This is a genomic window from Streptomyces sp. NPDC056883 (assembly GCF_042788835.1).
In the GTDB taxonomy this organism is placed as follows: domain Bacteria; phylum Actinomycetota; class Actinomycetes; order Streptomycetales; family Streptomycetaceae; genus Streptomyces; species Streptomyces stoeckheimensis.
The window spans coordinates 420052-447000 of record NZ_JBHUBS010000003.1; the positions used below are offsets into that span (position 1 = coordinate 420052).

Sequence of the window (26949 nt, forward strand, 5' to 3'; positions counted from 1 at the left end):
GCCCCCACCCGAGAGGGAGGACGCGCCTCCCCGAGCCCTCTCGTCCTGGGGCCAGAGGAACGAACCCCCCCCCCCCCGCCCTTCCCCCACTCCCTGCCCCCCCCCCCTCTCCCCCCGCTCCGAGACGGGTTCGTGCGCGTTGGATCAGCGCGAGGAGCCCGCGCGGCGCATCCGCGCGGCGAGCAGGACTCCGGCTCCGGCGACGAGTGCGGTGCCCGCACCGCCCGCGATCCAGGCGGTGTTACCGGCGCCGGTGGTGGCGAGGTGCCCGCCGCTGCCGCCCTGGGGGGTGACCGCGGTGTTCCCCGGGGTGCTCCCGGAGCCGGGGGTGGTGCCGGGAGCGGTCGGGGTGGGGGTCGGCGTCGGCGTCGGCTTCTCCTTTTCCTTCTCCTTCTCCTTGTCCTCCTGGGCCTTCTTGTCCTTGGCGCGGGCCTCGTGCTGGCCCGTCTTCAGGAACTCGGCGCGGTCGGCGGGAGTGCCGTTGAGCGCCGCGACGCCCGCCTTGACCAGCTCCGGGCCCCCGCCGTCGATGATCTGGGCGATCTCGATCCGGTTGTCCTGGTCGCGCAGGTGGTGCTGGCCCGTCTTCAGGAACTCGATGCGGTCGGCGGGCGTGCCCTTGAGCGCCTTCTTGGCACCTTCCTTCAGATTCGGGCCGGCGCCGTTGACCATCCTGGAGATGTCGACCTGGTTGTCCTCGTCGCGCAGCTCGTGCTGGGTGACCTCGTAGAAGTGGCGCAGCTGCTCCAGGGTCGCGTCGCTGCGCATGATCTGCTTGATCCCGTCCTTCAGGGCGGGCCCCGCGTCGTTCGCCAGACGGGTGATGAGCACCCGGTAGTCGTCCCGGCGGATCACGTGCTGGTCGGTCTCGATGAACTTGCGCATGGCCGCAGGACCGGCGGCGATGGCCTTGCGGCCCGCTTCCTTCATGTACTCGCTGGCCATCGGGTCGGCGATGATCGCGAGGATCGTCTTGCGGTCCTGCTCGGCCTGACTGTCGCCCGGCTGCTCGGCGGGGGGCTGAACCGCTGCCGGCTGCTCGGCCGGAGGCTGCACCGACGCGGGCTGGTCGGGCGCGGTCGGAGCAGTGGGGCCGGCGGGCGCAGCGGGTTCCTCGCCGGTGGCGAAGGCCGGGGACGAGAGGAACACGGCTGGGGCCAGTGCGGAAACGGTGATCGCCGCAGCGATTCGGGACAACTTCACAGCAAAAACCCCCAGGGGAGAACGTTCTTTCGCAGTGAGAGACTCACCGGCCGCACGGATGGTTGTACGGCACATCGAAGAACCTGGGGGCGTGACCGCTGCTCAGCCCGTCAGGGCCGCCTCGGCTCCCGCGTAGGTGATCCCGTGGTCGCCCAGGACCTCGGCGGACGTGCCGGGGCGGGAGAGGAGGGCGAGGAGCAGGTGGAGGGTGGAGATGTGGCGCTCCTTGCGGCCCAGGGCGATGCGCAGGGACTGCTCCAGGACCTTCTTGGCGCCCGGGGTGAACCGGGTGCGGCCGGATCGGCCGCGCGGGGCGGGGTCCGACAGGGCGCCCTCGCCGTGGGTCTCCTCGATGCGGGAGACGATCTCCGTGAGGTCGATGCCGAGGCCCGCGAGGGCTTCCTCGTCCGCCTTGGACATGCCGCCCCGGCGGCGGGCCGCCGCCAGATCGGCGGAGATCGCGGCCCGGTCTGCGTCCAGGGGGTCGAGGGCGCCCAGGGCGAGCAGGGCGAGGAGCAGGTGCTCCTCGCCGACCCGCTGCGCCCCGGTCCGCTCGGCTTCGGCGACCGCGCCCGTCACGGTGGAGCGGGCGTCCTGGGTGAATCGTTCGAACATCAGAGCCTCCCGTGCTTCTTGTGTACGGCCTGCCGGCTGACGCCCAGCTCGGCCGCGATCTCCTGCCAGGACCAGCCCTGGGCGCGGGCCCCGCGCACCTGTACGGCTTCCAGCTGCTCCAGCAGTCGCCGGAGGGCGGCCACGGCGCGCAGGCCCACCCGGGGGTCACGGTCACCGGCGCGCTCGGCCAGATCGGTAGCTTCCGTCATGGGTGTCAATGTAGGTTGACGCACGGGAGGATGTCAACCCGCATTGACAGCGGCGAGGGCTGGACGGCGAGGGCTAGACGGTGAGGACGATCTTGCCGAACACGTCGCCCGACTCCAGCTTCTCGAAGCCCTCGCGGGCCCGGTCCAGCGGCAGGGTCTCGTCGATCACCGGGCGGACGCCGGTCGCCGCGCAGAAGGACAGCAGATCCTCCAGCTCGTCCTTCGAGCCCATCGTCGAGCCGACCACCTTGAGCTCCAGGAAGAAGATCCGGGTCAGCTCGGCGTGCGCCGGGCGGTCCCCGCTCGTGGCTCCCGAGATGACCAGGGTGCCGCCGGGGCGCAGCGATTTGACCGAGTGCGACCAGGTGGCGGCGCCGACCGTTTCGATGACCGCGTCGACCCGCTGGGGGAGCCGCGCGCCGGGCTCGTAGGCCTCCACGGCGCCCAGCTCGACCGCACGCTTGCGCTTGGCCTCGTCGCGGCTGGTCGCGAAGACCCGCAGGCCGGCCGCCTTGCCGAGGGCGATGGCGGCGGTGGCGACCCCGCCGCCCGCGCCCTGGACCAGGACCGAGTCGCCCGGGCGGACGCCGGCGTTGGTGAAGAGCATGCGGTACGCGGTCAGCCACGCCGTGGGCAGGCAGGCGGCCTCTTCGAAGGAGAGCTCGGCGGGCTTGCGCAGGACGTTCCAGGCGGGGACGGTGACCTGCTCGGCGAAGGTGCCCTGGTAGCGCTCGGTCAGGATCGAGCGGGGCTCGTCGGGGCCGACGCCGTGGCCGGTCTGGCCGATGACGGAGTGCAGGACGACCTCGTTGCCCTCCTGGTCGATCCCGGCGGCGTCACAGCCGAGGATCATGGGGAGCTTGTCCCCGGACAGGCCGACCCCGCGCAGCGACCAGAGGTCGTGGTGGTTGAGGGAGGCGGCCTTGACGTTCACGGTCACCCAGCCGGGGCGGGCCTGCGGGGCGGGGCGGTCGCCCAGCTCGAGGCCGCTCAGCGGCTGGTCACGGTCGATTCGGGCAGCGTAGGCAGCGAACATGGCCGCGAGGCTACCGGTCGGTAGGCCGCCGGACCACCCTGCGCCGCCGCGTCCGCCCGTGTCTCCTTAGGCTTGCGCCGCGGGCGCGCTGCGTGCCCAAGGGGAGGACTGCATGGGGTACTTGGACGAGGGCGACCCGCGTTGGGCTGCCGACTCGGGTGGTGAAGGTCACTGGGAGAAGCCGGAGTGGGGGGCCGCAGACGGCCCCGCGGCGGCGGCGCTGCTCGCCGAGACGGCTGAGCAGAGCCGCCTCATCCTGGAGTACCTGGTGCGCCACCCGGGGCTGGAGGTGCACTGCACGGAGCTCGTGGACGCGGTGATGGGCGGCCCCAACGCGAGCAACCCCGCCAACCGTGTCGCCGGTGCGCTGGCCGGCATGGGCAAGGCGCACGCCGCCAGCGGCCGACGGCTGCCGTTCTACTGGTGGGCCGCCCCGGAAGGCTCCACGGGCGCCACGTACGCGGTGAAGCCCTCCGTGGCCGCCGTCTTCCTGGCGGCGCTCCTGGAGCAGGCGCGACACGCCCGGGGCTGATCCGAGCCGGGTACGCGGAAGGCCCGGCCGGATCGCTCCGGCCGGGCCTTCACCCGTACAGCTCAGTGCGGCGATCAGACGAGGCGGGCCACGCCGTCGGCCTTCGCCGCTGCGGCGACCGCGGCCGTGACGGCCTCGGCGACGCGCGCGTCGAACGGCGACGGGATCACGTAGTCGGCGGTGAGCTCGCTGTCGGCGACGACACCGGCGATGGCGTCGGCGGCGGCGATCTTCATGTTCTCGGTGATCCGCGAGGCCCGGACCTTGAAGGCGCCCGCGAAGATGCCCGGGAACGCCAGCACGTTGTTGATCTGGTTCGGGAAGTCCGAGCGGCCCGTGGCCACGACCGCCGCGTACTTGTGCGCGACGTCGGGGTGGACCTCCGGGTTCGGGTTGGCCATGGCGAAGACGAAGCAGTCCTTCGCCATCGTCGCCACCGCGGCCTCGGGGACCGTACCGCCGGAGACGCCGATGAAGACGTCCGCGCCCGCGAGGGCGTCCTCCAGGGAACCGGTCTGGCCGGTCTTGTTCGTCAGGCCCGCGATCTCCGCCTTGACGTCCGTCAGGTCGGAGCGGTCGGCGGAGACGACGCCCTTGCGGTCGGTGACGCAGACGTCGCCGATGCCCGCGTCCACGAGGATCTTGGCGATCGCGATGCCGGCGGCACCGGCGCCCGAGATCACGGCGCGCAGGTCGGCGAGGGTGCGACCCGTGAGCTTCGCGGCGTTGCGCATGGCGGCCAGCGTCACGATGGCCGTGCCGTGCTGGTCGTCGTGGAAGATCGGGATGTCCAGCGCCTCCTGGAGGCGGCGCTCGATCTCGAAGCAGCGGGGCGCCGAGATGTCCTCCAGGTTCACCCCGCCGAAGGACGGCGCGAGGCGGATCACGGTCTCGATGATCTCGTCCGTGTCCTTGGTGGCGAGCGCGATCGGAACCGCGTCCACACCACCGAACTGCTTGAAGAGAATGGCCTTGCCCTCCATCACGGGGAGGGAGGCCTCGGGCCCGATGTCACCGAGTCCGAGCACGGCCGTACCGTCGGTGACGACGGCGACCACGTTGGACTTCCAGGTGTACTCGTTCACGAGCTCGGGCTGCTCGGCAATGGCGCTGCACACCTTCGCAACGCCGGGCGTGTACGCCAGGGACAGGTCGTCCTTGTCGTTGACGGGCACGGTGGCCACGATGGCCATCTTTCCGCCCCGGTGCAGCGCGAACACCGCATCCGGGTTGTTGTCCGTCACGCTGTCGCTGCGAGGATTGACGATCTCCGCTGCCACTGTCTTAACCCCTTAAGTCTTTGAATCGTTGAGGGTGGCCACTCCTGGTTAAGGGGTGGGCGGGCACCGCGTCCGTCTCCGCGTCGACGGGTTTGGGTCCGTCTCCGCGAAGGGGAGGTTCGTACGCGCGGGCGCGCCGCACGCGCGCCCTGAGCCCCGGATGAGGGGTGTAAGGATCTGTTCTACCCGAAGAACGCTCACCCAGACGAGTCGATTCCCGCTCGACCATAAGCTCCTTGTCCCGGTTTTGGCGAAAAGTCCAAACCTCTCTGTCCGATGGGCGAGACGCGCCGCAAATAGTGCGGCAAAAGGACCAGGTCACAGCCGTTCGTGCGGTTCTGAGGCCCCTTGTCCGCAGTCCTGTTGGGTACGAAGCGGCTGCCGTTATCCGATTTTGACCTGACGGGCTGCCTGAATGACTCAGTCCGAATGGCAAGATGCCCCTAATCACACAAGGTCGCGACACTCGATGGGGCGTGCCCGACCGCTTTTCGATGCTTTCCACCTGCCGGAGGAACCAGCTCATGACCGCTAGCACCACCCGCCGTACGACCGCCGCCCGGTCCCGGATCGCCGCGGTCGGCGCGATCGCGGTCGCCGGCGCCCTGATCCTCACCGGCTGTGGAGACCAGACCGAGAAGAAGGGGTCCGGGGACGCCACGAAGTCCAACGCCGCCCCCCTCTTCTCCGCCCTGCCGAAGAAGATCCAGGACGCGGGTGTCATCAAGGTCGGCACGGACGCGGCGTACGCGCCGATGGAGTTCACCGAGGGCGGCAAGATCGTCGGTGTCGACCCCGACATCGCCGAGGCCCTGGGCAAGCAGCTCGGCGTGAAGTTCGAGTTCACCTCGGGCAGCTTCGACGGTCTGATCACCTCGATCTACTCCGGCCGCCAGGACGCGATCATGTCCTCGGTCACGGACAACGAGAAGCGCCAGAAGGGCCTCGACGACGAGGGCAAGCAGATCGGCAAGGGGATCGACTTCGTCGACTACTTCTCCTCCGGCGTCTCGCTCCTCGTCAAGAAGGGCAACCCGCAGAACATCAAGTCCCTGGACGACCTCTGCGGCAAGACCGTCGCCGTCCAGCGCGGCACGATCTACGAGGACACCTTCAAGGCGCAGGCCACGAAGTGCGGTGACAAGAAGCTCACCATCGAGGCCTTCGACACCGACGCCGAGGCCCAGACCCGCGTCAAGGCCGGCGGCGCCGTGGCCGACCTGAACGACTTCCCGGTCGCCGCGTACATCGCGAAGACCTCGGGCGGCGGCAACGACTTCGAGGTCGGCGGCGCGCAGGCCGACGTCGGCCTCTTCGGCATCGGCGTCAGCAAGGAGAACACCCAGCTGCGCGACGCCCTGAAGCAGGCCCTCGACGCGATCATCAAGGACGGCTCCTACGCCAAGGTCCTGGAGAAGTGGAACGTCAAGGACAGCGCCGTTCAGTCCGCGACGGTCAACGCAGGCAAGTGACCCGTGCGGTCCGGGGGCGCACGCGCCCCCGGACCCTGGTTCCTGAGCTCCACTGAAGGGCAGTCATTGTGACTGACAAGATCGACAAGGGTCCGGCGGCCACCCCGCCGGCCGGGCCCGGCGCCTCGGGTACCCCGTACGAGGCAATCAAGGCAATCCCCGTGCGGCATTACGGCCGCTGGATCAGCGGCGCCGTGGTCGTCGTCCTGCTGGGCTGGCTGGTCTATGCCTTCTCGCAGGGCAACGTGATCTGGAAGACGGTCGGAGACAAGCTCTTCGACCCCTCGATCATCGCCGGCCTCGGCAACACCGTGATCATCAGCGTGTCCGCGATGGCGCTGGGCCTCGTGCTCGGCATCCTCTTCGCGGTCATGCGGCTCTCGAAGAACCCGGTGACCAACACCGTCGCCTGGCTCTACATCTGGTTCTTCCGCGGTACCCCGGTCTACGTACAGCTGCTGGTGTGGTTCAACCTGTCGCTGATCTTCCAGTACGTGAACCTCGGCCCGATCTACAAGCAAGAGACCGTCGAGCTGATGACCCCGTTCATGGTCGCCCTCCTGGGCCTGGGCCTGAACGAGGGCGCCTACATGGCGGAGATCGTCCGTGCGGGCATCCAGTCCGTCGACGAGGGCCAGAGCGAGGCCTCGCACGCACTCGGCATGACGCAGACGCAGACCATGCGCCGCGTGGTCCTCCCGCAGGCGATGCGCGTGATCATCCCGCCGTCGGGCAACGAGTTCATCAACATGCTGAAGACCTCGTCCCTGGTGTCCGCGGTCCAGTACACCGAGCTCCTGCGGGCCTCGTCGAACATCGGGTCCACGGCCGGCGCCATCATGGAGATGCTGTTCGTCGCCTCTATCTGGTACCTGGCCCTGACCAGCGTCTTCAGCGTCGGTCAGTACTACCTGGAGCGCCGCTACGCGCGCGGTTCGCTGCGCTCCCTGCCGCCCACGCCGTTCCAGCGGCTCAAGGCCAACCTGAACATGTTCCGCCGTACGGAGGTGGCGAAGTGACCGCCCAGCCGATGGTCAAGGCCGAGGCCGTCCACAAGTCGTACGGCGCCGCCCACATCCTGCGGGGCATCGACCTCGAAGTCGCCCCCCGCGAGGTGTTCTGCCTGGTCGGCCCGTCCGGCTCCGGCAAGTCCACCTTCCTGCGCTGCATCAACCACCTCGAGCGCATCAACTCCGGCCGCCTCTCGGTGGACGGCGAGCTGGTGGGCTACAAGGAGAAGGCCGGAAAGCTCTACGAGCTCAAGGACAGCGAGGTCGCGGCCCAGCGCCGGGACATCGGCATGGTCTTCCAGCGCTTCAACCTCTTCCCGCACATGACGGCCATAGAGAACGTCATGGAAGCCCCCGTCATGGTCAAGGGCGAGAGCAAGGCCGTCGCACGGGCCCGCGCGATCAAGCTCCTGGACCGGGTCGGCCTCGGCGACAAGGGCGGGAACTACCCCACCCAGCTCTCCGGCGGCCAGCAGCAGCGCGTGGCCATCGCCCGCGCGCTGGCGATGGAGCCGAAGCTGATGCTCTTCGACGAGCCCACCTCCGCGCTCGACCCGGAGCTCGTCGGCGACGTCCTCGACGTCATGCGGGACCTGGCCGAGTCGGGCATGACCATGATCGTGGTCACCCACGAGATGGGCTTCGCCCGCGAGGTCGGCGACAACCTCGTCTTCATGGACGGCGGCGTCGTCGTCGAATCCGGCCACCCCCGCGAGGTCCTCGGCAACCCGCAGCACGACCGCACCAAGGCCTTCCTCTCGAAGGTCCTGTAACCCGGCCGCGTTCCATGCGTGAGGGGCGGTACGGAGATCCGTACCGCCCCTCACGCATGACCGGCCCGCGCTGCGGGCCGGGGCCTACTTCAGGGCCAGCACCAGCCCGTCGGAGGGCGAGCGCCAGACCGTACGGGCCTCCGCGAAGCCGGCGCCGCGCAGCGTGGCCGCGTGCCAGGACTCCGGCGGGGTGTCCCCGTCGGCGTGCTCGCCGTAGATCTCGAAGCGGGCCTTCGTCGGCTCGGCGAGCACGGGGTCGGCGGCCGCGAGCTCCCACCACTCGCGCCAGTCCAGTGCCCCGGTCGCCTTCGCCCGGTCCATTCCGCCGTGCCGGTGGGCGCGCTCGGCGGCGTTGATCCGCGGGGTGGCGGGGTCGGGCATGTGGTCGGCGTTCATGAACACCCCGCCGGTGCGCAGCAGGGGAGCGAGCTGCCCGTAGAGGACGGCGAGGTCCTCGCTGGGCAGCCAGTGCAGGGCGGTGGCCGTCAGGATGGCGTCGTAGGAGCCGTGGGGGAGGGCCGTGCGCCAGTCGGGGTCCTTGAGGTCGGCGGTCACGAAGGTGACGCGGGGGTCGCCGGCGAAGTGGCCGCGGGCGATCGTCAACAGCGCGGGGTCGAGATCGACTCCCGTACTGGTGGATTCCGGGAACCTCTTGAAGACGCGGTCCGTGATACTTCCCGTACCGCACGCGAGATCGAGCACCCGGGGGGCGGTGCCGACCAGCGCCTCCACCATGTCCAGCATCACCCGGAACCGCTCCTCGCGGTCGGGCATGTACCACTCCTGCTGCCGGTCCCAGCTGTCCTGCCAGGCCTGCCAGTCGGACGGTGCTGCCGTATCGAAGCGTGCCGTATCCGCCACGAAATCCTCCACGCGTAATACCCTCGAACATGTCTCAGCCGTTACCGGAGACACTAATCTGCAGCCGTAAGGACTACAAGTGGAACTGGCCCATTACTCGGACTACGCCGTGCGCCTGGTCAACACCGAGGAGCCGGCCCGCAACAAGGACTCGCTGACCTCCGTGGACGCCGTCCGTGCGCTCTTCGGTGCCAGCGTCCAGATGGCCCGCCGGGTCACGGACGGTGACGTCACCCGCTTCCGCAACGTCCGCGGCCGGCTGCGCACCGTCTTCGAGGCCGCCGACGGCGGGGACCACGTCCTCGCCGTCGACCTGCTGAATTCCCTGCTCATGGAGTTCCCGGTCAGCCCGCAGGTCTCCGGGCACGAGACGATCGGTGAGCACGGCGGCCCGAACTGGCACATCCACCTGGCCGACCACCCCTCCAACGCCTCCGCCGGCTACGCCGCGATCGCCTGCTTCGGGCTGGCCTTCCACCTCACCGAGCACGGCCCGGACCGGCTCGGCCTCTGCCAGGCCCCGCCCTGCCGCAACGCCTACCTCGACACCTCCACCAACCGCTCCCGGCGGTACTGCTCCGACCGGTGCGCCACCCGAGCCAACGTCGCCGCCTACCGCGCCCGCAAGCGGCTGGAGGCCGAGGAGTCCGCCCACAGCGGGCGCAGCGCCGAGGAAGCCCAGGAGAGCCACGCCCTCAGCGAGCGCTGACCCTCCGCCGCGTGTTCCGGCCGGGGGCGCGGCCGGAAGCGGACCACCGCCGTCGCCAGCACCAGCTCGTCGGGGACCACCCCGTAGTCCGTGCTGTCGCCCGTCTCGTTGTACGGGTTGTCGCCCAGCACCCACCAGCCGCCCGGCCGCCGCTCCGCCGCCCGCTTCACGACCAGCAGGTCCTGCTGGAACGGGTGGCGCAGCACCACCACGTGGCCCGGCCGTACCGGGGCCCCGTAGCGGACCAGCACCTGGTCCCCGTTCTCCAGGGTCGGCGCCATCGAGGGGCCGCTCACCTCCACGGTCCCGATCCGTTTCAACGGCGACTCCCACTCCCGCGACCGGCCGCGCGAGCGCGTGCTCCCCGTCATCCGTGACCTCCGTAACCGCTCTGGTCCACTCTCCGTGCCCTCCGCATGCTGCCGCACTCTTCCGTACATTCGGTCACCGGCCCGGGCACACCCCTGGACTTTTGTCCCAACCCCACGGGGGCGGCCGCGAAATCGTCTTTCTCACGGAGTAATCTCCCCCTTGAGAAGACGATCACGAGGAGGACAAACCCCATGCTTTCCCGCCTGTTCGCCCCCAAGGCCACGGTCTCCGCGCACTGTGACCTGCCCTGTGGCGTGTACGACCCCGCCCAGGCCCGCATCGAGGCCGAGTCCGTCAAGGCCGTGCAGGAGAAGTACCAGGCCAACGAGGACGCCGACTTCCGCGCGCGCGCCATCACCATCAAGGAGCAGCGCGCCGAGCTCGCGAAGCACCACGTCTCCGTGCTGTGGAGCGACTACTTCAAGCCGCCGCACTTCGAGAAGTACCCGCAGCTGCACACCCTGGTCAACGACACCCTGAAGGCCCTCTCGGCCGCCAAGGCGTCGAACGACCCGGCGACCGGCGCCAAGGCGCTGGAGCTCATCGCCGAGATCGACCGCATCTTCTGGGAGACCAAGGCCGCCTGATCAGGCTCCGTGCCTGATCGGCCTTGTCCCGAGGACGATGACGAAGGGGCCCGACCGCAGTGCGGTCGGGCCCCTTCGTCATGCTGTCGGCTACTCGTCGACCCCTCTAGTCTTCGTCTTCGTCGTCCCGGCGGGCCAGCCAGGTGGCGAGGCGTTCCACCGGGACCTCGAAGTCCGGGTTCAGGTCGACGAAGGTGCGCAGCTGCTCGGCGAGCCACTCGAAGGTGACCTCCTCCTCGCCGCGCCGCTTCTCCAGCTCCTCGATGCCGCGATCGGTGAAGTACAAGTCGGGCTCCGTGCGGTGGTCGGGTGTTCGGGTGTCTCCCGTCAGGATAATCCGCCGCCCCGCCGGGCCCGGACCTGACCGCTTTCCGCCGTTCGCGGAGCCCCTCCCCAGGGCAGGGATGAAGGGTCCGCGGCGGGAGGTATGCATGGATCACCCCGAGCCGAGCGACGACGTGCTGCGCGCACTCGGTTCCACCGAGCCGTCCACCGAAGGGACCGCGCTGGTGCGCGGCGTACGCCGGGCCCGGCGGCTGCGGCTGCTGCGCGAGCTCGGGGAACTGCCCGGCGCCCGCGCCGGGGAGGCGGCCGAGCGCTGGGCCCTGCTGGCGGAGGCCGGGCGCCGCGACCCCGGCGCGGTGGCCGACGTAGTGCACTATCCGGCCACCGGGGTGTGGGCCGAGGAGACGCTGCGCCGGCTGCGCACGCGGCACGGGCCGCCCGCCGACCTCGGACACCTCGGGGCGCTCGCCGCCGCCGCGGCGCTGCGCGCCGGGATCGGCTTCAAGATCACGCTGCGGCCCGCGCACGGACGGCTCCCCCTGCCCACCCTCGGACTGCTGCGCCCGGACCGGCCCGGCCCGCTCGCCCTCACCGAGGGCTCCTGGGACCCCGGCAACCCGGAGGCACTGGCCCTGCACGCACTGCCCGACGGGCGGACCGCCCTCGACGACCTGGACCCGTACCGCGCCCCCGAGACGGTGCCCGCCGCACGCCGGCTCACCCCCAAGGGGCACAAGCGCTGGGACACCCAGTGGTCCGGGGCCCTCAGCCTGCTGCGGCGCTACGACACCGCCCGCGCGGAGGAGGCCGGGAGGCTGCTGCGCTGCCTGGTCCCGCTGTCCGGCATCTCCCGGTCCTACGGCGCGACCCTGCCCGCCGCGGCGGGCTCCGTCCTGGCGCGGGCCCAGCCGCCGCCCGCGCTGGCCGCGACCCTCGTGTTCGAAGTGCAGCACGGGAAGCTGGCGGCCCTCGCGGAGGCGCTCCCGCTGCACACCGCCGACCGCGCCGCGCGGTACTGGGCCCCCTGGAGGGCCGATCCTCGGCCGCTGGAGGGGCTCCTGCGGGGCGCGTACGCGCATCTCGGACTGGCGGGCTACTGGCAGCGCGCGGCGCTCTACGGGGCCAGGGGGGCGTGGGCGCAGCACGCGCGGGTGCGGGCGCAGGTGGCGGCGGTGCTGCCGGTCCTGCTGGCCTGCCCGGAACTCACCGCCGGGGGGCGGGTGTTCGTCGATGCGATGGCCGCGGCGGAGCGGGCCATGGACGGGGTGCCGGCGCCGGGTGCGCGGTACGCGGTGGCCCGGGGGGTGGTCGAGCGGGACCGGGTCGCGTGGTGCGAGGCGCACCCGAACCTGGCCCCGTACGCGGTCGGCTGACAGGGCGGGCCGCTGCGCGGGGCCGTCCCCCACCCGCCCTTCGCCCGTTCCCCGGGGCACCGCCCCGGACCCCGCTCCTCAAACGCCGGAGGGGCTGAATGTGGCCGAGGATGCCGGAAGGCCCGGCCCCCATGGGGGCCGGGCCTTCCTTCAGGTGCGAGGCCTAGGCTTCGAAGACCTCGTTCAGGAGGAGCTGCTGCTCCGCCTGGTGGCGCTTGGCCGAGCCGACCGCCGGGGACGAGCCGTGCGGGCGGGAGATGCGGCGCAGGCGCTCGCCGGCCGGGACGTCCGCGCCGACCGCCAGGTCGAGGTGGTCGATCAGGTTGAGCGCGATGAAGGGCCACGCGCCCTGGTTCGCCGGCTCCTCCTGGGCCCAGATGTACTTCGCCGCGTTCGGGAACTTGGCGATCTCCGCCTGGAGCTCGGCACCCGGGAGGGGGTAGAGGCGCTCGATGCGGATGATCGCCGTGTCGGTGATCCCACGCTTCTCGCGCTCGGCCTCCAGGTCGTAGTAGACCTTGCCCGCGCAGAAGACGACCTTGCGGATCTCGTTCGGGTCACCCGCACCGGAGGAGATCCGGGTGTCGCCGATGACCGGACGGAACGAACCGGTCGTGAACTCCTCCGCCTTCGACGCCGCCGCCTTCAGACGCAGCATCGACTTCGGGGTGAAGACGATGAGCGGCTTGTGGTGCGGGTTGTGGACCTGCCAGCGCAGCAGGTGGAAGTAGTTCGACGGGAGCGTGGGCATGGCCACCGTCATGTTGTCCTGCGCGCACATCTGCAGGAAGCGCTCCGGGCGGGCGGAGGAGTGGTCCGGGCCCTGGCCCTCGTAGCCGTGCGGCAGGAGGAGCGTGACGCCGGACGTCTGGCCCCACTTCTGCTCGGCGGAGGAGATGAACTCGTCGACGACGGTCTGCGCGCCGTTGACGAAGTCGCCGAACTGGGCCTCCCAGAGGACCAGCGCGTCCGGGCGGGCCAGCGAGTAGCCGTACTCGAAGCCCATGGCCGCGTACTCGGAGAGCAGCGAGTCGTAGACGTTGTAGCGGGCCTGGTCCTCGGACAGGTAGAGCAGCGGGGTGTAGTCCTCGCCCGTCTCCCGGTCGATGAGGACCGCGTGGCGCTGGCCGAAGGTGCCGCGGCGGGAGTCCTGGCCGGACAGCCGGACCGGGGTGCCCTCCATCAGCAGCGAGCCGAAGGCCAGGGTCTCGCCCATGCCCCAGTCGATGGTGCCGTCGTCGATCATCGCCGCGCGGCGCTGGAGCTGCGGCAGCAGGCGCGGGTGGACCGTGTGGCCGTCGGGGATGTTGACCTGGGCCTCGGCGATCCGCTTGACGACCTCCTGGGAGATCGCGGTGTTCACGAAGACCGGGAACTCCTGCGCGACCTGGGCGGGCGCCACGGGGGCGACCGCGGGCTGCGTGGCGGCCTCGCGGACCTCCGCGAAGACCTTCTCCAGCTGGCCCTGGAAGTCCTGGAGCGCCTGCTCGGCCTCTTCCAGGGTGATGTCGCCGCGACCGATGAGGGACTCGGTGTACAGCTTGCGCACCGAGCGCTTCTTGTCGATCAGGTCGTACATCAGCGGCTGCGTGAACGCCGGGTTGTCCGACTCGTTGTGACCGCGGCGGCGGTAGCAGATGAGGTCGATGACCACGTCCTTGTTGAACGCCTGACGGAACTCGAAGGCGAGCCGCGCGATGCGGACCACGGCCTCCGGGTCGTCGCCGTTCACGTGGAAGATCGGCGCCTCGATCATGCGGGCCACGTCGGTCGCGTACATCGAGGAACGCGAGGACTCCGGGGCGGCGGTGAAGCCGACCTGGTTGTTGATGACCACGTGCACGGTGCCGCCGGTGCGGTAACCGCGCAGCTGCGACATGTTCAGCGTCTCGGCGACGACGCCCTGGCCCGCGAAGGCCGCGTCGCCGTGCAGGGCGACGGGCAGGACCGTGAAGTCCGTGCCGCCCTTGTTGATGATGTCCTGCTTGGCGCGGACCACGCCCTCCAGGACCGGGTCCACAGCCTCCAGGTGCGAGGGGTTGGCGACGAGCGAGACCTTGATCTGCTCCCCGTCCAGGCCCGTGAAGGTGCCGTTGGCGCCCAGGTGGTACTTGACGTCGCCGGAGCCGTGCATGGACTTCGGGTCGAGGTTGCCCTCGAACTCGCGGAAGATCTGCGCGTACGACTTGCCGACGATGTTCGCGAGGACGTTCAGGCGGCCGCGGTGGGCCATGCCGATCGCGACCTCTTCGAGGCGGGCCTCGGCGGCCGAGTCGATGACGGCGTCGAGCAGCGGGATGACGGACTCGCCGCCCTCCAGGGAGAACCGCTTCTGGCCGACGTACTTCGTCTGCAGGAAGGTCTCGAAGGCCTCCGCCGCGTTCAGCCGGCGCAGGATCCGCAGCTGCTCCTCGCGCTCCGGCTTGGAGTGCGGGCGCTCGATGCGGTCCTGGATCCAACGGCGCTGCTTCGGGTCCTGGATGTGCATGAACTCGACGCCGGTGGTGCGGCAGTACGAGTCGCGCAGCACGCCGAGGATGTCGCGGAGCTTCATCATCGACTTGCCGGAGAAGCCGCCGACCGCGAACTCGCGCTCCAGGTCCCACAGGGTGAGGCCGTGCTCGGTGATGTCGAGGTCGGGGTGCTTGCGCTGCTTGTACTCCAGCGGGTCGGTGTCGGCCATGACGTGGCCGCGGACCCGGTAGGAGTGGATCAGCTCGAAGACGCGGGCGGCCTTCGTGACGTCGTCGTCGTGCGAGGCGTCGATGTCCCGGAGCCAGCGGACCGGCTCGTACGGGATGCGCAGCGCCTCGAAGACGTCGTCGTAGAAGCCGCTCTCGCCGAGCAGCATGTTCGCGACGATGCGCAGGAACTCGCCGGAGGCCGCACCCTGGATGACCCGGTGGTCGTAGGTCGAGGTCAGGGTCATGACCTTGGAGATGCCCAGCTTGTTCAGGGTGTCCTGCGAGGTGCCCTGGAACTCGGCGGGGTAGTCCATGGAGCCGACGCCCATGATGACCGACTGTCCGGGCATCAGGCGGGGCACGGAGTGGACGGTGCCCAGGCCGCCGGGGTTGGTGAGGGAGACCGTCACCCCGGTGAAGTCGTCCATCGTCAGCTTGCCGATGCGGGCCCGGCGGACGATGTCCTCGTAGGCCTGCCAGAACTCGAAGAAGTTGAGGGTCTCGGCCTTCTTGATGCCGGCGACGACGAGCTGGCGGTCGCCGTTGGGCTTCACCAGGTCGATCGCGAGGCCGAAGTTGATGTGCTCCGGCTTGACCAGGGTCGGCTTGCCGTCCTTCTCCGCGAAGGAGTAGTTCATCGACGGCATGGCCTTGATGGCCTGCACCATCGCGTAGCCGATGAGGTGGGTGAAGGAGATCTTCCCGCCCCGGGCGCGCTTCAGGTGGTTGTTGATGACGATGCGGTTGTCGAACAGCAGCTTCACCGGGACGGCGCGGACGGACGTGGCCGTCGGCACTTCCAGCGAGGCGTTCATGTTCTTGACCACGGCAGCCGCCGGGCCGCGGAGCGTCACCAGTTCGGGGCCGGCAGGGGCCTCGGTGGCGGGCGCGGCCTTCTGGGGGGCTACGGAGGCGGAGGGGGCGGCGGCGGGAGCCGGGGCCTGAGGGGCAGCGGCAGCCGGTGCGGCGGCGGCCGGGGCCTGGGAGGTGACAGTCACAGCAGGGGCACCAGAGGGGGTGGCAGGTACAGGGGCAGGTGCTGACACGGGCGTCGTGGGCGCGGCGACCGGGGTGGCGGGCGCGAGGCTCGCCGTCCCTGTGGCGGCGGCGTCGGAAGCCTGCGGAGTCGCGGCGGTGACGGGGGCGGCGGCCTGTGCGGAGGCGCCGTCCGTCGTCGTCGCGGCGGGGGGAGCGGGCCGGTCCGTGGGCTTATCCGCCTTCACCGGAGCGACAGCGCCCCCCGGCTTGTAGTCGGCGAAGAAGTCCCACCAGGCCCGGTCGACCGAGTTCGGGTCCTGGAGGTACTGCTGATAGATCTCGTCGACGAGCCACTCATTCGCGCCGAAGCCCGGGGCGGGGTTCTTCCCGCCTGCTCCTGCTTCGGTCGTGGTGCTCGAGTTACTGGGGGACTGTGGCGACACGGCGGCAACCGCCCTCTTCCGCTTCACAAGGTATGGACAGCGGGAATAAAGGCTACGCCTCCCGGGCCGTGAGATGCAGACCGGGCGGGACTTACGTCGCGTAGGTCACATCGAACGGCGGGTTTCACCACCAGGAATGGCGGGAAACAAGCGTGGTTCGGGCAGGAGGCACCGCGGTTGCGGCCCCCTGGCTTCGCACCCCTGACGGACCCCGGCGTGTGTGGCCGAGATCATGTCCTTCCCACTCGAACCCTACGTCAACTCGATGCCTGCGAGCTGCCCGGAAGTGTGACAAGGATCCGGCAGCCCCGTGACGATTCGGCCACTCCGATGTCGCCCCCATGCAGGCCGACGGCCCAGCGGGCGATGGCCAGGCCCAGGCCCGTGCCGCCGTCGCCGCCCCTCGCGCTGCCCCGGTTGAACCGCTCGAAGACCCGGTGGCGCTCCGCCTCCGGAATTCCGGGACCTTCGTCCCGCACTTCGAGCACCAGACCCCCGGGCGCGTCGCCCGCCCGGGCGTGGACCGTGACCCGGCCGTGCGGCGGGCTGTGCTTGACCGCGTTGTCGATCAGGTTCGCCACCACCTGGTGCAGCCGTTCGGCGTCCGCGTACGCCGTCAGGTCCGGCGGGGACACGTCCAGGTGGAGGTGGACGTCGTTGCGGGTGTGCCCGCCCGAGCCGGAGGACAGCCCCGGCCGGCCCGCGGCCGCCAGACCCGACTCCTTCAGCACCCCCGACAGGTAGGGCCACACCTCGAAGCGGCGGGCCCGCAGCGGCACCACCCCGTTGTCCACGCGGGAGAGGTCCAGCAGGGTCTCCACCAGCCGGCCGAGCCGTTCGGTCTGCTTCAGGGCCGTGCGCATGGTCTCCGGATCGGCGGCGGAGACCCCGTCCACCACGTTCTCCAGTACCGCCCGCAGGGCCGCGATCGGGGTGCGCAGCTCGTGCGAGACGTTGGCGACGAGCTCCTTGCGGTGCCGGTCCACCGCCTCCAGGTCGTCCGCCATCAGATTGATGGTGGAGGCCAGGTCGCCCAGCTCGTCGCGGCGGCCCGCCCCGCGCACCCGGCGCGTGTAGTCCCCGCGGGATATCGCCCGGGCCACGGTGGTCATGTCGTCCAGCGGCGCCGTCAGGCTGTGCGCCACGAACTGGGTGATCAGCATCGAGGCGATCACCGAGAACACCGTGATGAAGCGCACCTCGGTGGCCGTGCGCAGGGCCACCATCAGCAGGCCCGTGGTGATGAAGACCGACACCACCACCAGCGTGCCCAGCTTGGTCTTGATCGAGAACGGGGAGAAGGGCCGCAGCCCCCCGGTCGGCCGCTGCCCCGGCGGCCGGTAGCCGCTCACGGCTGCGCCGGGGTCTCCAGGGCGTACCCGACGCCGTGGACCGTACGGATCCGCTCGGCGCCGATCTTCCGGCGCAGCGCCTTGATGTGGCTGTCGACCGTACGGGTCCCGGACGCGTCGGCCCAGTCCCACACCTCGGCGAGCAGCTGCTCCCGCGAGAGCACCGCGCGCGGGGTCCCGGCCAGGCACACCAGCAGGTCGAACTCCGTCGGCGTCAGGTGCACGTCCTCGGTGTGCACGCGGACCCGGCGCTGGGCGTGGTCGATCTCCAGATCGCCCAGGCGCAGCGTGGCTCCGCGCGGGGCGTGGGCGGCCACGTTGGCCCGCTCCACCCGCCGCAGCAGTACGTGGACCCGCGCGGCCAGCTCGCGCATGGAGAAGGGCTTCGTCATGTAGTCGTCGGCGCCGACCCCGAGGCCGACGAGCATGTCGGTCTCGTCGTCCCGGGCGGTGAGCATGAGCACCGGGACGGGCCGCTGGGCCTGGACCCGGCGGCAGACCTCCAGGCCGTCGAAGCCCGGCAGCATGACGTCCAGGACCAGGAGGTCCGGCAGCCAGCCCTCGGCCGCGGCCACGGCAGCCGGCCCGTCCGCGGCCGTCTGGACCTGGAAGCCCTCGGCGCGGAGCCGGGCCGCGATGGCCTCCGCGATGGTGTGGTCGTCCTCGACGACGAGTACCCGGCGCTGCGCGCCGGGGGTGGCCGCGGCGCCGTTGTGGGTGGTGGTGTGCGTCTGTTCCATGTCCCGCCCCTGAAGATCCCGCGTGGTAGGGGTGCAGCGTAGAGGAGCGGCTGAGCTCCGGCTATGACGGGTTCGCTGCGCGGGTTCGTTGCCGGGCCCTCTGCCCCCGGACCTGCGGTTCAAACGCCGGCGAGGCTGGAAGATCCAGCCTCGCCGGCGTTCGAGGCGCGGGGTCCGGGGCGGAGCCCCAGGTCTTTCGGGGTCCGGGCGGAGCCCGGGGAACGGTGGAAGGGCGGGTGGGGGACTCCCGCCCCGCAGGGCTACAGGGTCAGGCCGTGGCCGTGCGGGAACACCGGGTTCTCGGTGTCGTTCGGGACGTCCGGGCGGGAGGCCGCCACTGCCTCCATGGAGCGCGGGAGTTCGAAGGGCAGCCGCCCCCCGGCGGCCGCCCGTCCGAAGGCCACGTCCAGGAGGGCGGCGTCCGAAGCCCCGTAGTCCGCGATCAGCGCGGCCGCCCGCTCCGCGATCTCGGGGATCACCGCGGCCCGCTCCAGGTTGATGCAGACCAGGGTCGGGACGGCGTCCAGGAGGGCCAGGATCTCGGTCAGCTCCGGCTCGGGGAAGGCCAGCGAACCCGAGTGGAAGAAGGACTCGAAGATGTTCGTGCGGGGCTCGTGCGGGGTGCGCAGCCGCAGCACCGCCAGGTCCGCCTCGGCCGGGTCGGACACGAGTTCGCCGTACGCCGCCGCGACGTCCGCGTCCACGTCCTTGACGTACAGCTTCGGCCGACCGGAGACCGGCAGGGTCTCCCCGGTGTTGGTGAGCACCGTCAGGGAGCGCCGCTGGGCCGCCGCGCCGGCCGCGGTGAAGTCGGCGCGGCCGACGGTCTCGGCCGCCGCGTCCGGGTCCACGTACGGGTTCTCGAAGAGGCCGAGGACGAACTTCTCGCGCAGCAGCCGGCGGACGGACGCGTCGATCCGGGCCTCGGAGATCCGGCCCGAGCGGACCAGCTCCACGACGACCTCGGGGCACTGCTCGCCGCCGAACTGGTCCGAGCCCGCCTCCAGGGCCAGGGCCGCCCGCTCGGCGATGCTCAGGTGCTCCACGCCCCAGGCGCGGGCCGGGTGCGGCTCGCCGAAGATCACCGAGTCCGTGATCAGGCCCCAGTCGGTGCAGACGATGCCCTGGAAGCCGAGCTGCTCACGGAGCAGGCCGGTGACGACGCCCTTGTTGAAGCCGAAGCCGACCTCTTCCCAGTCGGTGCCGATGGGCTGGCCGTAGTACGGCATCATCTGCGAGCAGCCGGCCGCGATGGCCGCCTTGAACGGCTCCAGGTGGTGCTCGCGCATCCCGCCCGGGTAGATCTGCTCCTTGCCGTGCGCGAAGTGCGGGTCCTCGCCGTCCTTCTGCGGGCCGCCGCCGGGGAAGTGCTTGACCATCGCGGAGACCGATGCCGCGCCGAGCGTCTCGCCCTGCAGGCCCCGTACGTACGCCTGCACGAGCTCGCCCGTCAGCTTCGCGTCCGAGCCGAAGGTGCCCGACTGGCGGGCCCAGCGGGGCTCCGTGGCCAGGTCGATCTGCGGGTGCAGGGCGACGCGGAAGCCGACGGAGAGGTACTCGCGCCGCATGATGTCGGCGAACTCGAAGACCAGCTCCGGGTCGCCTATCGCGGCCAGGCCGATGGCCTCGGGCCAGGCGGAGAAGGCGCCGGCGTTGAAGGAGGCGCCGACGTTGTCGGTGAAGGAGTGCCGGGGGTCGGTCGACAGGGTCACCGGGATGCCGAGGCGGGTGCCGGCGGCCATCTCCTGGACGGCGTTCTGCCAGGTCGCCATCGCACGGGCGCCGTAGCTGCCGAGGAGGTTGAAGTGGGTGAGGTGGCGGCCCTCGATCAGCTCGGGGGTGGTGAACGGGAGGATCGAGCCGTCGGTCTCGGTGACCGGGGTGCCGTCCGCGTTCATCATCAGCATCGAGTGGAAGAGCTGGCCGGCCTTCTCCTCCAGGGTCATGCGGGAGAGCAGGTCGTCGACGCGCCGGTCCACGGGGAGGGAGGCGTCGCGGTAAGGGAGGGGCGAGGCGGCGGGGGCGGCCGGGGGCGTCGGGGTGGCGTTCATGGCGGGGCTCCTGGGGAGGTCGGTCGCGCGGGAGGTCGCGGGGGCGGGTGCGGGAGCGTGCGTGGGGGCGGGTGTGGGGCCGGACGGGTGGCTGTGGTCGGGGGCGCCGGGGCCGGGTGCGCGGTCTGCGGCGGGCGCGGTCGGGCGGGCCGTCACCTGACCGAGCGGATCAGCTGGACCAGGGCGGCGCCGACGGCCGCCGCGATGCCGCCGAAGAGGAAGAGGGCGCCGTAGTTGCCCCCTCCGCCGATGGCGAGGACGAACGGCGCGAGCATCGGGACCAGGGACTGCGGGAGGGCGTTGGCGATGTTCAGTACGCCCATGTCCTTCGCGGCGGTCTCGGGGTCCGGCAGGACGGCGGCGGCGAGCGCCACGTCGACCGCGAGGTAGAGGCCCTCGCCGAAGCCGAAGACGGCCACGGCGAAGAGGAACATCCCGAAGGTGCCCGCGGTGGCGATCAGCAGCAGCCCGATGCCGATGACGAAGGCGGACGCGAACACGAAGGGCTTGCGGCGGCCGGTGGCATCGGACAGCCAGCCGCCGGCGAGGGAGCCGGCCACGACGCCGCCGACGGTGACGAGGGTGGTGGTGAACATCTTCGAGGCGACCTCGCCCTCGGCGACCCCGAGGCGGTCCATCAGGAAGTACACCTGGTAGCTGGTCACGCAGGCGATGCCGATGAAGACCAGGAAGCGGCTCGCGAAGTTCCACGAGTAGTCGGGGTTCTTCCGCGGATTCACCCAGAAGCTGTGCAGGAACTCCCGCAGGCCGTACGGGGCCACGGACTCGGCGCGGGCCGGCCGGTCGGGCATCACGGCGGCCAGTACGCACACCCCGAGGACGCCGACGACGGCCGGGACGATGAAGGCCAGCGCCATGTTCTCCGTGAACAGCTGCGCGAGGAAGCTGCCCGCCACCATCGAGACGGACAGCATCATGCCGACCATGCCGGAGACGCGGCCGCGCTGGTGGTCCGGGATCAGGTCCGGGATGCAGGCGGTGACCATGCACAGGGCCGCGTTGCAGCCGAGCTGCGCGATGGCCCAGCCGACGAGCAGCGTGGTGACGCCGGAGCCGAGGCCGACGACGGTCAGCCCGACGGCGGCCACCGCCATGCCGCCCACGAGCCAGGGGCGGCGGCGGCCGAACCGGCTGGTCGTGCGGTCGGAGAGGGCGCCGAAGAGCGGGTTGCCGACGAGGGCGAGGAGCGCTCCGACGGAGAGCACCTTGCCGAGGGCGGCGCCGCGTTCGGCCTCCGGGACGATCTGGGTCACGCGCAGGGCCAGGGTCACCACGATCGGGGTGAAGACGGCGATGCAGACGCCGAGCTGGGCGGCGACCAGGCCGAAGATCAGCTTGGCGGGGGCGTCGGCCGGTGGGTCGGCGGGTCCGTGGGCCGGAGCGGTCGGGGCGTGGGCCGCGGTGGCTGAGCCGTGGGCCGGGGTGGCCGGATCGGGTCGGTCGGTGGCGGCGCGTGCGCTTCCGGGGTCCTGCGTGAGCGGCATGAGGGCTCCAACGTCTCCGCGTCGGCCTCGTCACCGACCGGGCGGTTTCACGGTAGGCGCGAAAACCGCGTACCCACTAGGTTTTCGCGGAGTGAGCTGGATCACTCCCTCGGGGTGGCCGGAAACCGTCCGGTTTAGGGTGGTCCGCATGGCACAGGAGAAGGGCCGAACGGCCCCCAAGGCGGCCCCCAAGGCGGCGACCGCCCGGGGCGGCTACGCGGTGGGCGACGCCCGTCGCCAGAAGATCCTCGACACCGCCGTCGAGCACTTCGCGCAGTGGGGTTTCCACGCCTCCTCGCTCGCCCGGATCGCCAACGACTGCGGGATCACCCAGGGCGGCCTGCTCCACCACTTCCGTGGCAAGGAGGACCTGCTGCTGTCCGTGCTGGCGCAGAGCGAGCAGCACGACGTCGAACGGCTCTTCAGCGGGCCCGCGGAGAAGGTCCCCTCGGTCGCCGCGTACTTCGCCGCCGTGGTCGCCCTCGCCGAGGAGAACGCCCGCCGGCCCGGGCTCGTACGGATGTACAACACGCTGGTCGGCGAGTCCGGGAACCAGGGCCACCCCGCGCACGCCTACTTCCGGCAGCGCTACGACCGGGTCCTGGGCTACAGCGTCGACCTGCTCCGGGCGGGCGTCGCGCGCGGCGAGGTGCGGCCGGACGCGGACTGCGAGGCCGTCGGCCGCGAGATCATCGCGGTGATGGACGGGTTCCAGATCCAGTGGGTGCTGGACCCGGAGGGCGTGGACATGGCGGTCCTGCTCCGCGCGTACCTGGACCGGCGGCTGCGGGAGATCACGGTGGCGGGAACCGGGCTGTGACGGGCCGGCGGGCAGCAGCGGCGGCGACCTGGCCCCCCTGCTCCCCTCAGCGCGGCTCGAAGGCCGGCAGGGCGCCCAGGACCCCCTCCAGGGGCCGGGGCAGCGTGGTCTGGGCGGCGGCGACCTCGTAGCCTCCGTGCCGGAAGGCGTACGTGAACGCGTCGAAGACCGGCTCCTTGGGCATCGAGATCCGGGGCAGTCGGGGGAAGTCCGCCTCCCGGAGCGCGGTGCGCAGCTTCGCGAGGGCGGCCGCCGAGAGCTTGCCGCTGTCGACCGTCTCGGCCTTCGCGTCGAGCCGGAGGAACGATCCGTCCCCCTTGATGATCAAGGTGCTGGTCTTTCCGCTGATGCCGCCGCTACGGGTGACCGCGACGAGCGTCTCGTCGGCGCCGGGCGGCGAGGCGCTGGGGGCGGGGGCGGAGGTGCTCGGCGCGGGCTGCGGGGCGGGAGCGGTCGTACCGGTGCCCGGGTCCGGGCTCTGGCCGGCGCTCTGACCGGGGGACGGCGTCCCCGGGGTGTCCGTCGCGGTCCCGGACGGAGCGCCGGTGGCGGGGCCAGTGCCCGTGCTCGCGTTCGGATTCGGCTTCGGTGAGGCCCCGTCCTTGGAGCCGTCGGAGGAGCACCCGCCCAGGGCCGCCACCACGGCCAGCGCCACGGCCGCCGTTGCCAAGCCCACTCGCCCACCACGTGCTCGCACGCCCCACCCCCGCAGGTATCCGGCTCGAACCCCGAGTATGGAGTCAGCACCACCCGCACGGATAGCACCCGGAGGCCGACATCCGCCGCTTCGCCCTTTGGCGCTGGCTGCCGCCGCTCACCGCCCTCGCACTCGGCCTCTGGGGCCTCCCGCGGGGCGGCTCCCTGTGGCGCGACGAGTCCGTCACGTGGCAGGTCGCCCACCGGCCGCTCGGCGAGCTCTGGGAACTGCTGGGTCAGGTCGACGCCGTCCACGGCCTCTACTACCTCCTGATGCACGCGGTCTTCGCGGCGACGGGCACCACCGCCTCCGACCCCGGCCTCTGGGTCCTGCGCCTCCCCTCGGTCGCCGCCACCGCCCTCGCCGCCTCCGGCGTGGCCGCGGTGGCCCACCACCTGACGGGCACGCTGCGCTCCGGCCCTTCCTCCGGGCGGGTCGCGGTGCTGGCCGGGGTCGGGTACGCGCTGCTGCCGCCCGTGCAGATGTACGCCCAGGAGGGGCGCTCGTACGCGCTCGTCGCCGCGGCCGTCGTCTGGGCCACGTACCTGATGCTGCGCGAGCACTGGGTCGCCTACGCCGTGGTGCTGGTGCTCGGGTGCTGGCTGCACGAGTTCGCCGTACTGGCGCTGCCCGCGCACGCGTTCGCCGCTTGGCGCTCGCGCGGCTGGCGGCTCGCCGCCGGGGCGGTGGTGGCCGCGCTGCTGCCGCTCGCGCTGGTCAGCGCGCGGCAGGCGCAGCAGCAGCTGGGCTGGCTCGGACGGCCGAGCTGGCAGGACTGGGCGGCGTACGGGGTCCTCGCGGCCGCCTCGCTGCTCCTGGCCCGGGGGGCCGCGCGGGAACTCGTACGGGTCGCCCTGCCGCTGGCGCTGCTGCCGCCCGGAGTCCTGCTCGCGGTCTCGCTGGTGCACCCCTGGTACGTCGACCGGTACGTCCTCTACGCCCTCGCCGGCTTCGCCCTCCTCGCGGGGGCGCGGCTCGCCACGGCGCGGGGGTGGTGGGTGTGGCCGCTGGTCGGGGTCCTGCTCGTCCCCGTGGGGCTCTGGTCCGCGTGGCTGCGTACTCCCGAGAGCCGCAAGGACGACGCGCGGGCCGTGGCGGCGGCCGTACGCGAACTCGCGCGCCCGGGCGACGCGGTGCTGTTCCTCCCTTCGCGGCGGCGCGAATGGCTGCTGTCCTCGCCGGAGGCCTACGGCTCCCTGCGCGACCTCGCCCTGTCCCGCACCCCGGCGGCTTCGCGGAGCCTCCAGGGCGTGGAGCGGACTCCGGAGGAGATCCGGGCGGCCCTGCTGGACCCGGCCGTCGACCGGGTGATCGCCCTGCTGGACCCGGTGGGGCAGCCGCTGGACGGCTATCCGGCCGAGGCGGTGAAACGCCAGACGCTGGTCTCCCACTTCGACCTGTGCTCCGTGACGGACGTACGCGGCGCCCGCGTGGCCCTCTTCGCCCGTCCGGGCGCCTGTCCGTAGGTCGCGGTGGGGTCGAGGGTTGAGGAGGGTGCCTCCCTCGGACGTGGTCGCAGGGGAGAGGATGGGCCGCGGGGCGCCCACCGTGCCGGGGCCCGTTGGATTCTGTCGGAGGTGCCGTATGGACGCAGACGCAGCTCGCCCCCACTCCCTCGTGCCGCCCGGTCCGCTCGTCGGCGGGGACTGGCTCGCGGAGCGGCTCGGTGCGCCCGGACTCGTCGTCTTCGACGCCTCCGTCGGGGCGCACCGCGACACGGACCGGCGGATCTCGGGAGCCCGTCCCTTCGACCTCGACGGCGCGCTGTCCGACCACACCGCCGCCGCCCCGCACACCATGCCCGGCCCCGCCGCCTTCGCCGAGGCGATGCGCGCCCTGGGCGTGGACGACGGCAGCACGGTCGTCGTGTACGACGGCGCCGGCATCTACTCCAGCGCCCGCGCCTGGTGGATGCTGCGCAGCATGGGCTTCGACCGGGTCGCCGTCCTCGACGGCGGGCTGCCCGCGTGGGTCGCCGCCGGGCGGCCGGTGGAGGAGCGCCGGCCGGGCTACGAGGGCCCGCGCGGCTCCTTCACGGCCCGGCCCCGCGCCGGACTGCTGGTGGACGCCGGCACCGTCTCGGCGGCCCTGGCCGATCCGGCCGCCGCCGTGCTCGACGCCCGGACCCGCGAACGCTTCGCCGGGACCGCCCCCGAACCCCGCCCGGGCCTGCGCGGGGGCCACATGCCGGGCGCCGTCAGCCTCCCCTTCGGCGAACTGCAGCGCCCCGACGGCCTGATGCGCCCCGCCACGGAGCTCCGCGCGGCCTTCGGGGCGGCGGCGGGAGAGCGGGAGCGGCTGTACTTCAGCTGCGGATCGGGGGTCACCGCCTGCGTGCTCGCCCTCGGCGCCGACCTCGCCGGGTACCAGGACCTCGCGGTGTACGACGGCTCCTGGAGCGAGTGGGGCGTGCCGTCCCCGGACCGGCCGGTCGTGCAGGGGGGTTAACCCCACCCCGGATCCGGGCACGTGCACCATGCCCCCGCGGCCGCCGCGCGGGCACGATCGACACCATGACCACGAAGACGCGCCCCCGCGGCACCAAGGCCACCGTCACCCTCACCGCCACGGCACTCGCCGCCGGCCTGCTGCTCACCGGCTGCTCCTTCGGCTCGCTCGTCTCCCGCGGCGGACCGGAGAAGACGGGGAGCGCGGACGCCACGGTGGCCGAGGCCGTCACCGCGGTCGAGGTGGCGGACTCCGGGAGCGGATCCATCGAGGTGGTCGTCGGATCAGGCCCCGGCGTCGTCGTCGGCCGCACCGTCCACTACCACGGCGACACCGTCCCCGAGCCCGCCCAGCGGCTCTCCGGCGGAGTGCTGACCCTCACCAACGGAGAGTGCTCCGGCCGCTGTTCCGTCGACTACCGGCTGGAGGTACCGGCCTCCGCCACGGTCCGGGCCAAGAGCAGCAGCGGCCGCGTCGCCGTGTCGGGGGTGGCCGCCGCCGACGTCGTGACGTCCTCGGGCGGGGTGCGCGTGGAGCGGATCGCCGGCGCGCTGGAGGTCGGCACCGCCTCCGGCCCGGTCCGGGCGGACCGGATCGCCGGCCCGCTGAAGGTCCGTACGTCCTCGGGCTCGATCACCGCCGGGGAACTGTCCGGAACGGGCGCTGACGCCCGCTCCGACTCCGGCGACGTCCGTCTCGCCTTCACGACGGCCCCGGCCTCGATCGCCGTGCGGACCAGCTCGGGCGAGGCGAAGCTGAAGGTCCCCGCGGCCCCGTACGCACTCGACGTCGCCACCGACTCCGGCGCACGCGACATCACCCTCCCCGCGACCCCCTCGGCCGCCGCCCGCCTCGCGGTGACGACCTCCTCGGGCGACATCCACATCTCGGCGGCCTGAGCCACCCCTTGCCCT

Annotated in this window: 25 protein-coding genes; 11 read left to right on the plus strand and 14 right to left on the minus strand. The window is 71.9% G+C overall.

Translation table 11 applies throughout. The annotated features are described in order from the left end of the window. Positions 1-144: 144 nt before the first annotated feature. The 4 genes from ACFRU2_RS10935 to ACFRU2_RS10950 all read right to left on the minus strand — a co-directional run bounded on the left by ACFRU2_RS10935 (position 145) and on the right by ACFRU2_RS10950 (position 3063). Positions 145-1197, minus strand: a complete 1053-nt coding sequence (locus ACFRU2_RS10935; RefSeq protein WP_382970430.1) for an ALF repeat-containing protein — start codon at positions 1195-1197, stop codon at positions 145-147. A gap of 108 nt (positions 1198-1305) precedes the next feature. Further along, a complete protein-coding gene (locus ACFRU2_RS10940; RefSeq protein WP_382970432.1) occupies positions 1306-1818 on the minus strand; it encodes a Clp protease N-terminal domain-containing protein in 513 nt (170 codons plus the stop codon). Then, the gene (locus ACFRU2_RS10945; protein ID WP_243336126.1) at positions 1818-2027 is read right to left on the minus strand and encodes a helix-turn-helix domain-containing protein; all 210 of its coding nucleotides are present in this window, start codon (positions 2025-2027) and stop codon (positions 1818-1820) included. The genes ACFRU2_RS10940 and ACFRU2_RS10945 overlap by 1 nt, the downstream gene beginning before the upstream one ends. A 73-nt stretch (positions 2028-2100) precedes the next feature. Next, positions 2101-3063, minus strand: a complete 963-nt coding sequence (locus tag ACFRU2_RS10950) for a zinc-binding dehydrogenase (RefSeq protein WP_382970435.1) — start codon at positions 3061-3063, stop codon at positions 2101-2103. Between the two features lie 112 nt (positions 3064-3175). On the opposite strand from ACFRU2_RS10950, the gene ACFRU2_RS10955 reads away from it, so the two are divergent. Then, entirely contained in the window at positions 3176-3595 is a 420-nt protein-coding gene (locus ACFRU2_RS10955; RefSeq protein ID WP_382970438.1) for a DUF6416 domain-containing protein, read from the plus strand. A 74-nt stretch (positions 3596-3669) separates the two neighbouring features. Here ACFRU2_RS10955 and ACFRU2_RS10960 read toward each other — a convergent pair whose 3' ends face one another. Next, complete coding sequence (locus ACFRU2_RS10960; RefSeq protein ID WP_382970440.1) at positions 3670-4875, minus strand: NADP-dependent malic enzyme; 1206 nt, start codon at positions 4873-4875, stop codon at positions 3670-3672. 524 nt (positions 4876-5399) lie between these two features. On the opposite strand from ACFRU2_RS10960, the gene ACFRU2_RS10965 reads away from it, so the two are divergent. The 3 genes from ACFRU2_RS10965 (at position 5400) to ACFRU2_RS10975 (ending at position 8130) form a co-directional block, all read left to right on the plus strand. Then, positions 5400-6347: an ABC transporter substrate-binding protein gene (locus ACFRU2_RS10965; RefSeq protein WP_382970443.1), complete on the plus strand. Its 948-nt coding sequence runs from the start codon at positions 5400-5402 to the stop codon at positions 6345-6347. A gap of 68 nt (positions 6348-6415) precedes the next feature. After that, a complete protein-coding gene (locus ACFRU2_RS10970; protein ID WP_382970446.1) occupies positions 6416-7366 on the plus strand; it encodes an amino acid ABC transporter permease in 951 nt (316 codons plus the stop codon). 11 nt (positions 7367-7377) lie between these two features. Further along, entirely contained in the window at positions 7378-8130 is a 753-nt protein-coding gene (locus ACFRU2_RS10975; protein WP_382970844.1) for an amino acid ABC transporter ATP-binding protein, read from the plus strand. A gap of 84 nt (positions 8131-8214) precedes the next feature. Here the strand turns inward: ACFRU2_RS10975 and ACFRU2_RS10980 are convergent, their stop codons facing one another. Further along, positions 8215-8991, minus strand: a complete 777-nt coding sequence (locus tag ACFRU2_RS10980) for a class I SAM-dependent methyltransferase (RefSeq protein WP_382970449.1) — start codon at positions 8989-8991, stop codon at positions 8215-8217. A 79-nt stretch (positions 8992-9070) separates the two neighbouring features. Here ACFRU2_RS10980 and ACFRU2_RS10985 point away from each other — a divergent pair, with 79 nt between their 5' ends. Further along, a complete protein-coding gene (locus ACFRU2_RS10985; protein WP_266955249.1) occupies positions 9071-9700 on the plus strand; it encodes a CGNR zinc finger domain-containing protein in 630 nt (209 codons plus the stop codon). Here the strand turns inward: ACFRU2_RS10985 and sodX are convergent. Next, complete coding sequence (gene sodX / locus ACFRU2_RS10990; RefSeq protein WP_382970453.1) at positions 9604-10071, minus strand: nickel-type superoxide dismutase maturation protease; 468 nt, start codon at positions 10069-10071, stop codon at positions 9604-9606. The two genes, ACFRU2_RS10985 and sodX, sit on opposite strands and share 97 nt — an antisense overlap. Positions 10072-10263: 192 nt before the next feature. Between sodX and sodN the strand changes: the two genes are divergently transcribed. Beyond that, on the plus strand, positions 10264-10659 hold the full coding sequence (gene sodN, locus ACFRU2_RS10995) for a superoxide dismutase, Ni (protein WP_382970456.1): 396 nt from the start codon (positions 10264-10266) through the stop codon (positions 10657-10659). A 106-nt stretch (positions 10660-10765) separates the two neighbouring features. On the opposite strand, the gene ACFRU2_RS11000 is transcribed toward sodN, so the two are convergent. Continuing rightward, positions 10766-10945: a DUF6104 family protein gene (locus tag ACFRU2_RS11000; protein WP_375958046.1), complete on the minus strand. Its 180-nt coding sequence runs from the start codon at positions 10943-10945 to the stop codon at positions 10766-10768. Positions 10946-11090: 145 nt separating this feature from the next. Between ACFRU2_RS11000 and ACFRU2_RS11005 the strand changes: the two genes are divergently transcribed. Further along, a complete protein-coding gene (locus tag ACFRU2_RS11005) occupies positions 11091-12317 on the plus strand; it encodes an aKG-HExxH-type peptide beta-hydroxylase (RefSeq protein WP_382970459.1) in 1227 nt (408 codons plus the stop codon). Between the two features lie 163 nt (positions 12318-12480). Here the strand turns inward: ACFRU2_RS11005 and ACFRU2_RS11010 are convergent, their stop codons facing one another. From ACFRU2_RS11010 to ACFRU2_RS11030, 5 genes are all read right to left on the minus strand, one after another. Further along, positions 12481-16422, minus strand: a complete 3942-nt coding sequence (locus tag ACFRU2_RS11010; RefSeq protein WP_382970462.1) for a multifunctional oxoglutarate decarboxylase/oxoglutarate dehydrogenase thiamine pyrophosphate-binding subunit/dihydrolipoyllysine-residue succinyltransferase subunit — start codon at positions 16420-16422, stop codon at positions 12481-12483. A 257-nt stretch (positions 16423-16679) separates the two neighbouring features. Then, on the minus strand, positions 16680-17774 hold the full coding sequence (locus ACFRU2_RS11015) for an ATP-binding protein (RefSeq protein ID WP_375951945.1): 1095 nt from the start codon (positions 17772-17774) through the stop codon (positions 16680-16682). Further along, positions 17771-18514, minus strand: a complete 744-nt coding sequence (locus ACFRU2_RS11020) for a response regulator transcription factor (protein ID WP_266881101.1) — start codon at positions 18512-18514, stop codon at positions 17771-17773. The genes ACFRU2_RS11015 and ACFRU2_RS11020 overlap by 4 nt, the downstream gene beginning before the upstream one ends. 260 nt (positions 18515-18774) lie before the next feature. Continuing rightward, on the minus strand, positions 18775-20565 hold the full coding sequence (locus ACFRU2_RS11025) for a glycoside hydrolase family 3 protein (protein ID WP_382970466.1): 1791 nt from the start codon (positions 20563-20565) through the stop codon (positions 18775-18777). Between the two features lie 152 nt (positions 20566-20717). Next, the gene (locus ACFRU2_RS11030) at positions 20718-22070 is read right to left on the minus strand and encodes an MFS transporter (RefSeq protein ID WP_382970469.1); all 1353 of its coding nucleotides are present in this window, start codon (positions 22068-22070) and stop codon (positions 20718-20720) included. A 148-nt stretch (positions 22071-22218) separates the two neighbouring features. Here ACFRU2_RS11030 and ACFRU2_RS11035 point away from each other — a divergent pair, with 148 nt between their 5' ends. Beyond that, the gene (locus ACFRU2_RS11035) at positions 22219-22890 is read left to right on the plus strand and encodes a TetR/AcrR family transcriptional regulator (RefSeq protein ID WP_382970471.1); all 672 of its coding nucleotides are present in this window, start codon (positions 22219-22221) and stop codon (positions 22888-22890) included. A gap of 46 nt (positions 22891-22936) precedes the next feature. Here ACFRU2_RS11035 and ACFRU2_RS11040 read toward each other — a convergent pair whose 3' ends face one another. Continuing rightward, positions 22937-23566 carry a hypothetical protein gene (locus ACFRU2_RS11040; RefSeq protein ID WP_382970474.1) on the minus strand — a complete coding sequence of 210 codons (630 nt, stop codon included), beginning with the start codon at positions 23564-23566 and terminating at the stop codon, positions 22937-22939. Between the two features lie 293 nt (positions 23567-23859). Here ACFRU2_RS11040 and ACFRU2_RS11045 point away from each other — a divergent pair, with 293 nt between their 5' ends. From ACFRU2_RS11045 to ACFRU2_RS11055, 3 genes are all read left to right on the plus strand, one after another. Beyond that, positions 23860-25053 carry a hypothetical protein gene (locus tag ACFRU2_RS11045; protein ID WP_382970477.1) on the plus strand — a complete coding sequence of 398 codons (1194 nt, stop codon included), beginning with the start codon at positions 23860-23862 and terminating at the stop codon, positions 25051-25053. Between the two features lie 118 nt (positions 25054-25171). Continuing rightward, a complete protein-coding gene (locus ACFRU2_RS11050; protein WP_382970478.1) occupies positions 25172-26035 on the plus strand; it encodes a sulfurtransferase in 864 nt (287 codons plus the stop codon). A gap of 65 nt (positions 26036-26100) precedes the next feature. Next, positions 26101-26934, plus strand: a complete 834-nt coding sequence (locus tag ACFRU2_RS11055) for a DUF4097 family beta strand repeat-containing protein (protein ID WP_382970481.1) — start codon at positions 26101-26103, stop codon at positions 26932-26934. Positions 26935-26949: the final 15 nt, after the last annotated feature.

Coding starts and splice junctions, on each gene's coding strand:
- sodN (WP_382970456.1), top strand. CDS start 10,264: ATGCTTTCCCGCCTGTTCGCCCCCAAGGCCACGGTCTCCGCGCACTGT.
- ACFRU2_RS10955 (WP_382970438.1), top strand. CDS start 3,176: ATGGGGTACTTGGACGAGGGCGACCCGCGTTGGGCTGCCGACTCGGGT.
- ACFRU2_RS10950 (WP_382970435.1), bottom strand. CDS start 3,063: ATGTTCGCTGCCTACGCTGCCCGAATCGACCGTGACCAGCCGCTGAGC.
- ACFRU2_RS10940 (WP_382970432.1), bottom strand. CDS start 1,818: ATGTTCGAACGATTCACCCAGGACGCCCGCTCCACCGTGACGGGCGCG.
- ACFRU2_RS11025 (WP_382970466.1), bottom strand. CDS start 20,565: ATGAACGCCACCCCGACGCCCCCGGCCGCCCCCGCCGCCTCGCCCCTC.
- ACFRU2_RS11055 (WP_382970481.1), top strand. CDS start 26,101: ATGACCACGAAGACGCGCCCCCGCGGCACCAAGGCCACCGTCACCCTC.
- ACFRU2_RS11035 (WP_382970471.1), top strand. CDS start 22,219: ATGGCACAGGAGAAGGGCCGAACGGCCCCCAAGGCGGCCCCCAAGGCG.
- ACFRU2_RS10975 (WP_382970844.1), top strand. CDS start 7,378: ATGGTCAAGGCCGAGGCCGTCCACAAGTCGTACGGCGCCGCCCACATC.
- ACFRU2_RS11050 (WP_382970478.1), top strand. CDS start 25,172: ATGGACGCAGACGCAGCTCGCCCCCACTCCCTCGTGCCGCCCGGTCCG.
- ACFRU2_RS11030 (WP_382970469.1), bottom strand. CDS start 22,070: ATGCCGCTCACGCAGGACCCCGGAAGCGCACGCGCCGCCACCGACCGA.
- ACFRU2_RS10945 (WP_243336126.1), bottom strand. CDS start 2,027: ATGACGGAAGCTACCGATCTGGCCGAGCGCGCCGGTGACCGTGACCCC.
- ACFRU2_RS11005 (WP_382970459.1), top strand. CDS start 11,091: ATGGATCACCCCGAGCCGAGCGACGACGTGCTGCGCGCACTCGGTTCC.
- sodX (WP_382970453.1), bottom strand. CDS start 10,071: ATGACGGGGAGCACGCGCTCGCGCGGCCGGTCGCGGGAGTGGGAGTCG.
- ACFRU2_RS10965 (WP_382970443.1), top strand. CDS start 5,400: ATGACCGCTAGCACCACCCGCCGTACGACCGCCGCCCGGTCCCGGATC.
- ACFRU2_RS11045 (WP_382970477.1), top strand. CDS start 23,860: ATGCACGCGGTCTTCGCGGCGACGGGCACCACCGCCTCCGACCCCGGC.
- ACFRU2_RS11020 (WP_266881101.1), bottom strand. CDS start 18,514: ATGGAACAGACGCACACCACCACCCACAACGGCGCCGCGGCCACCCCC.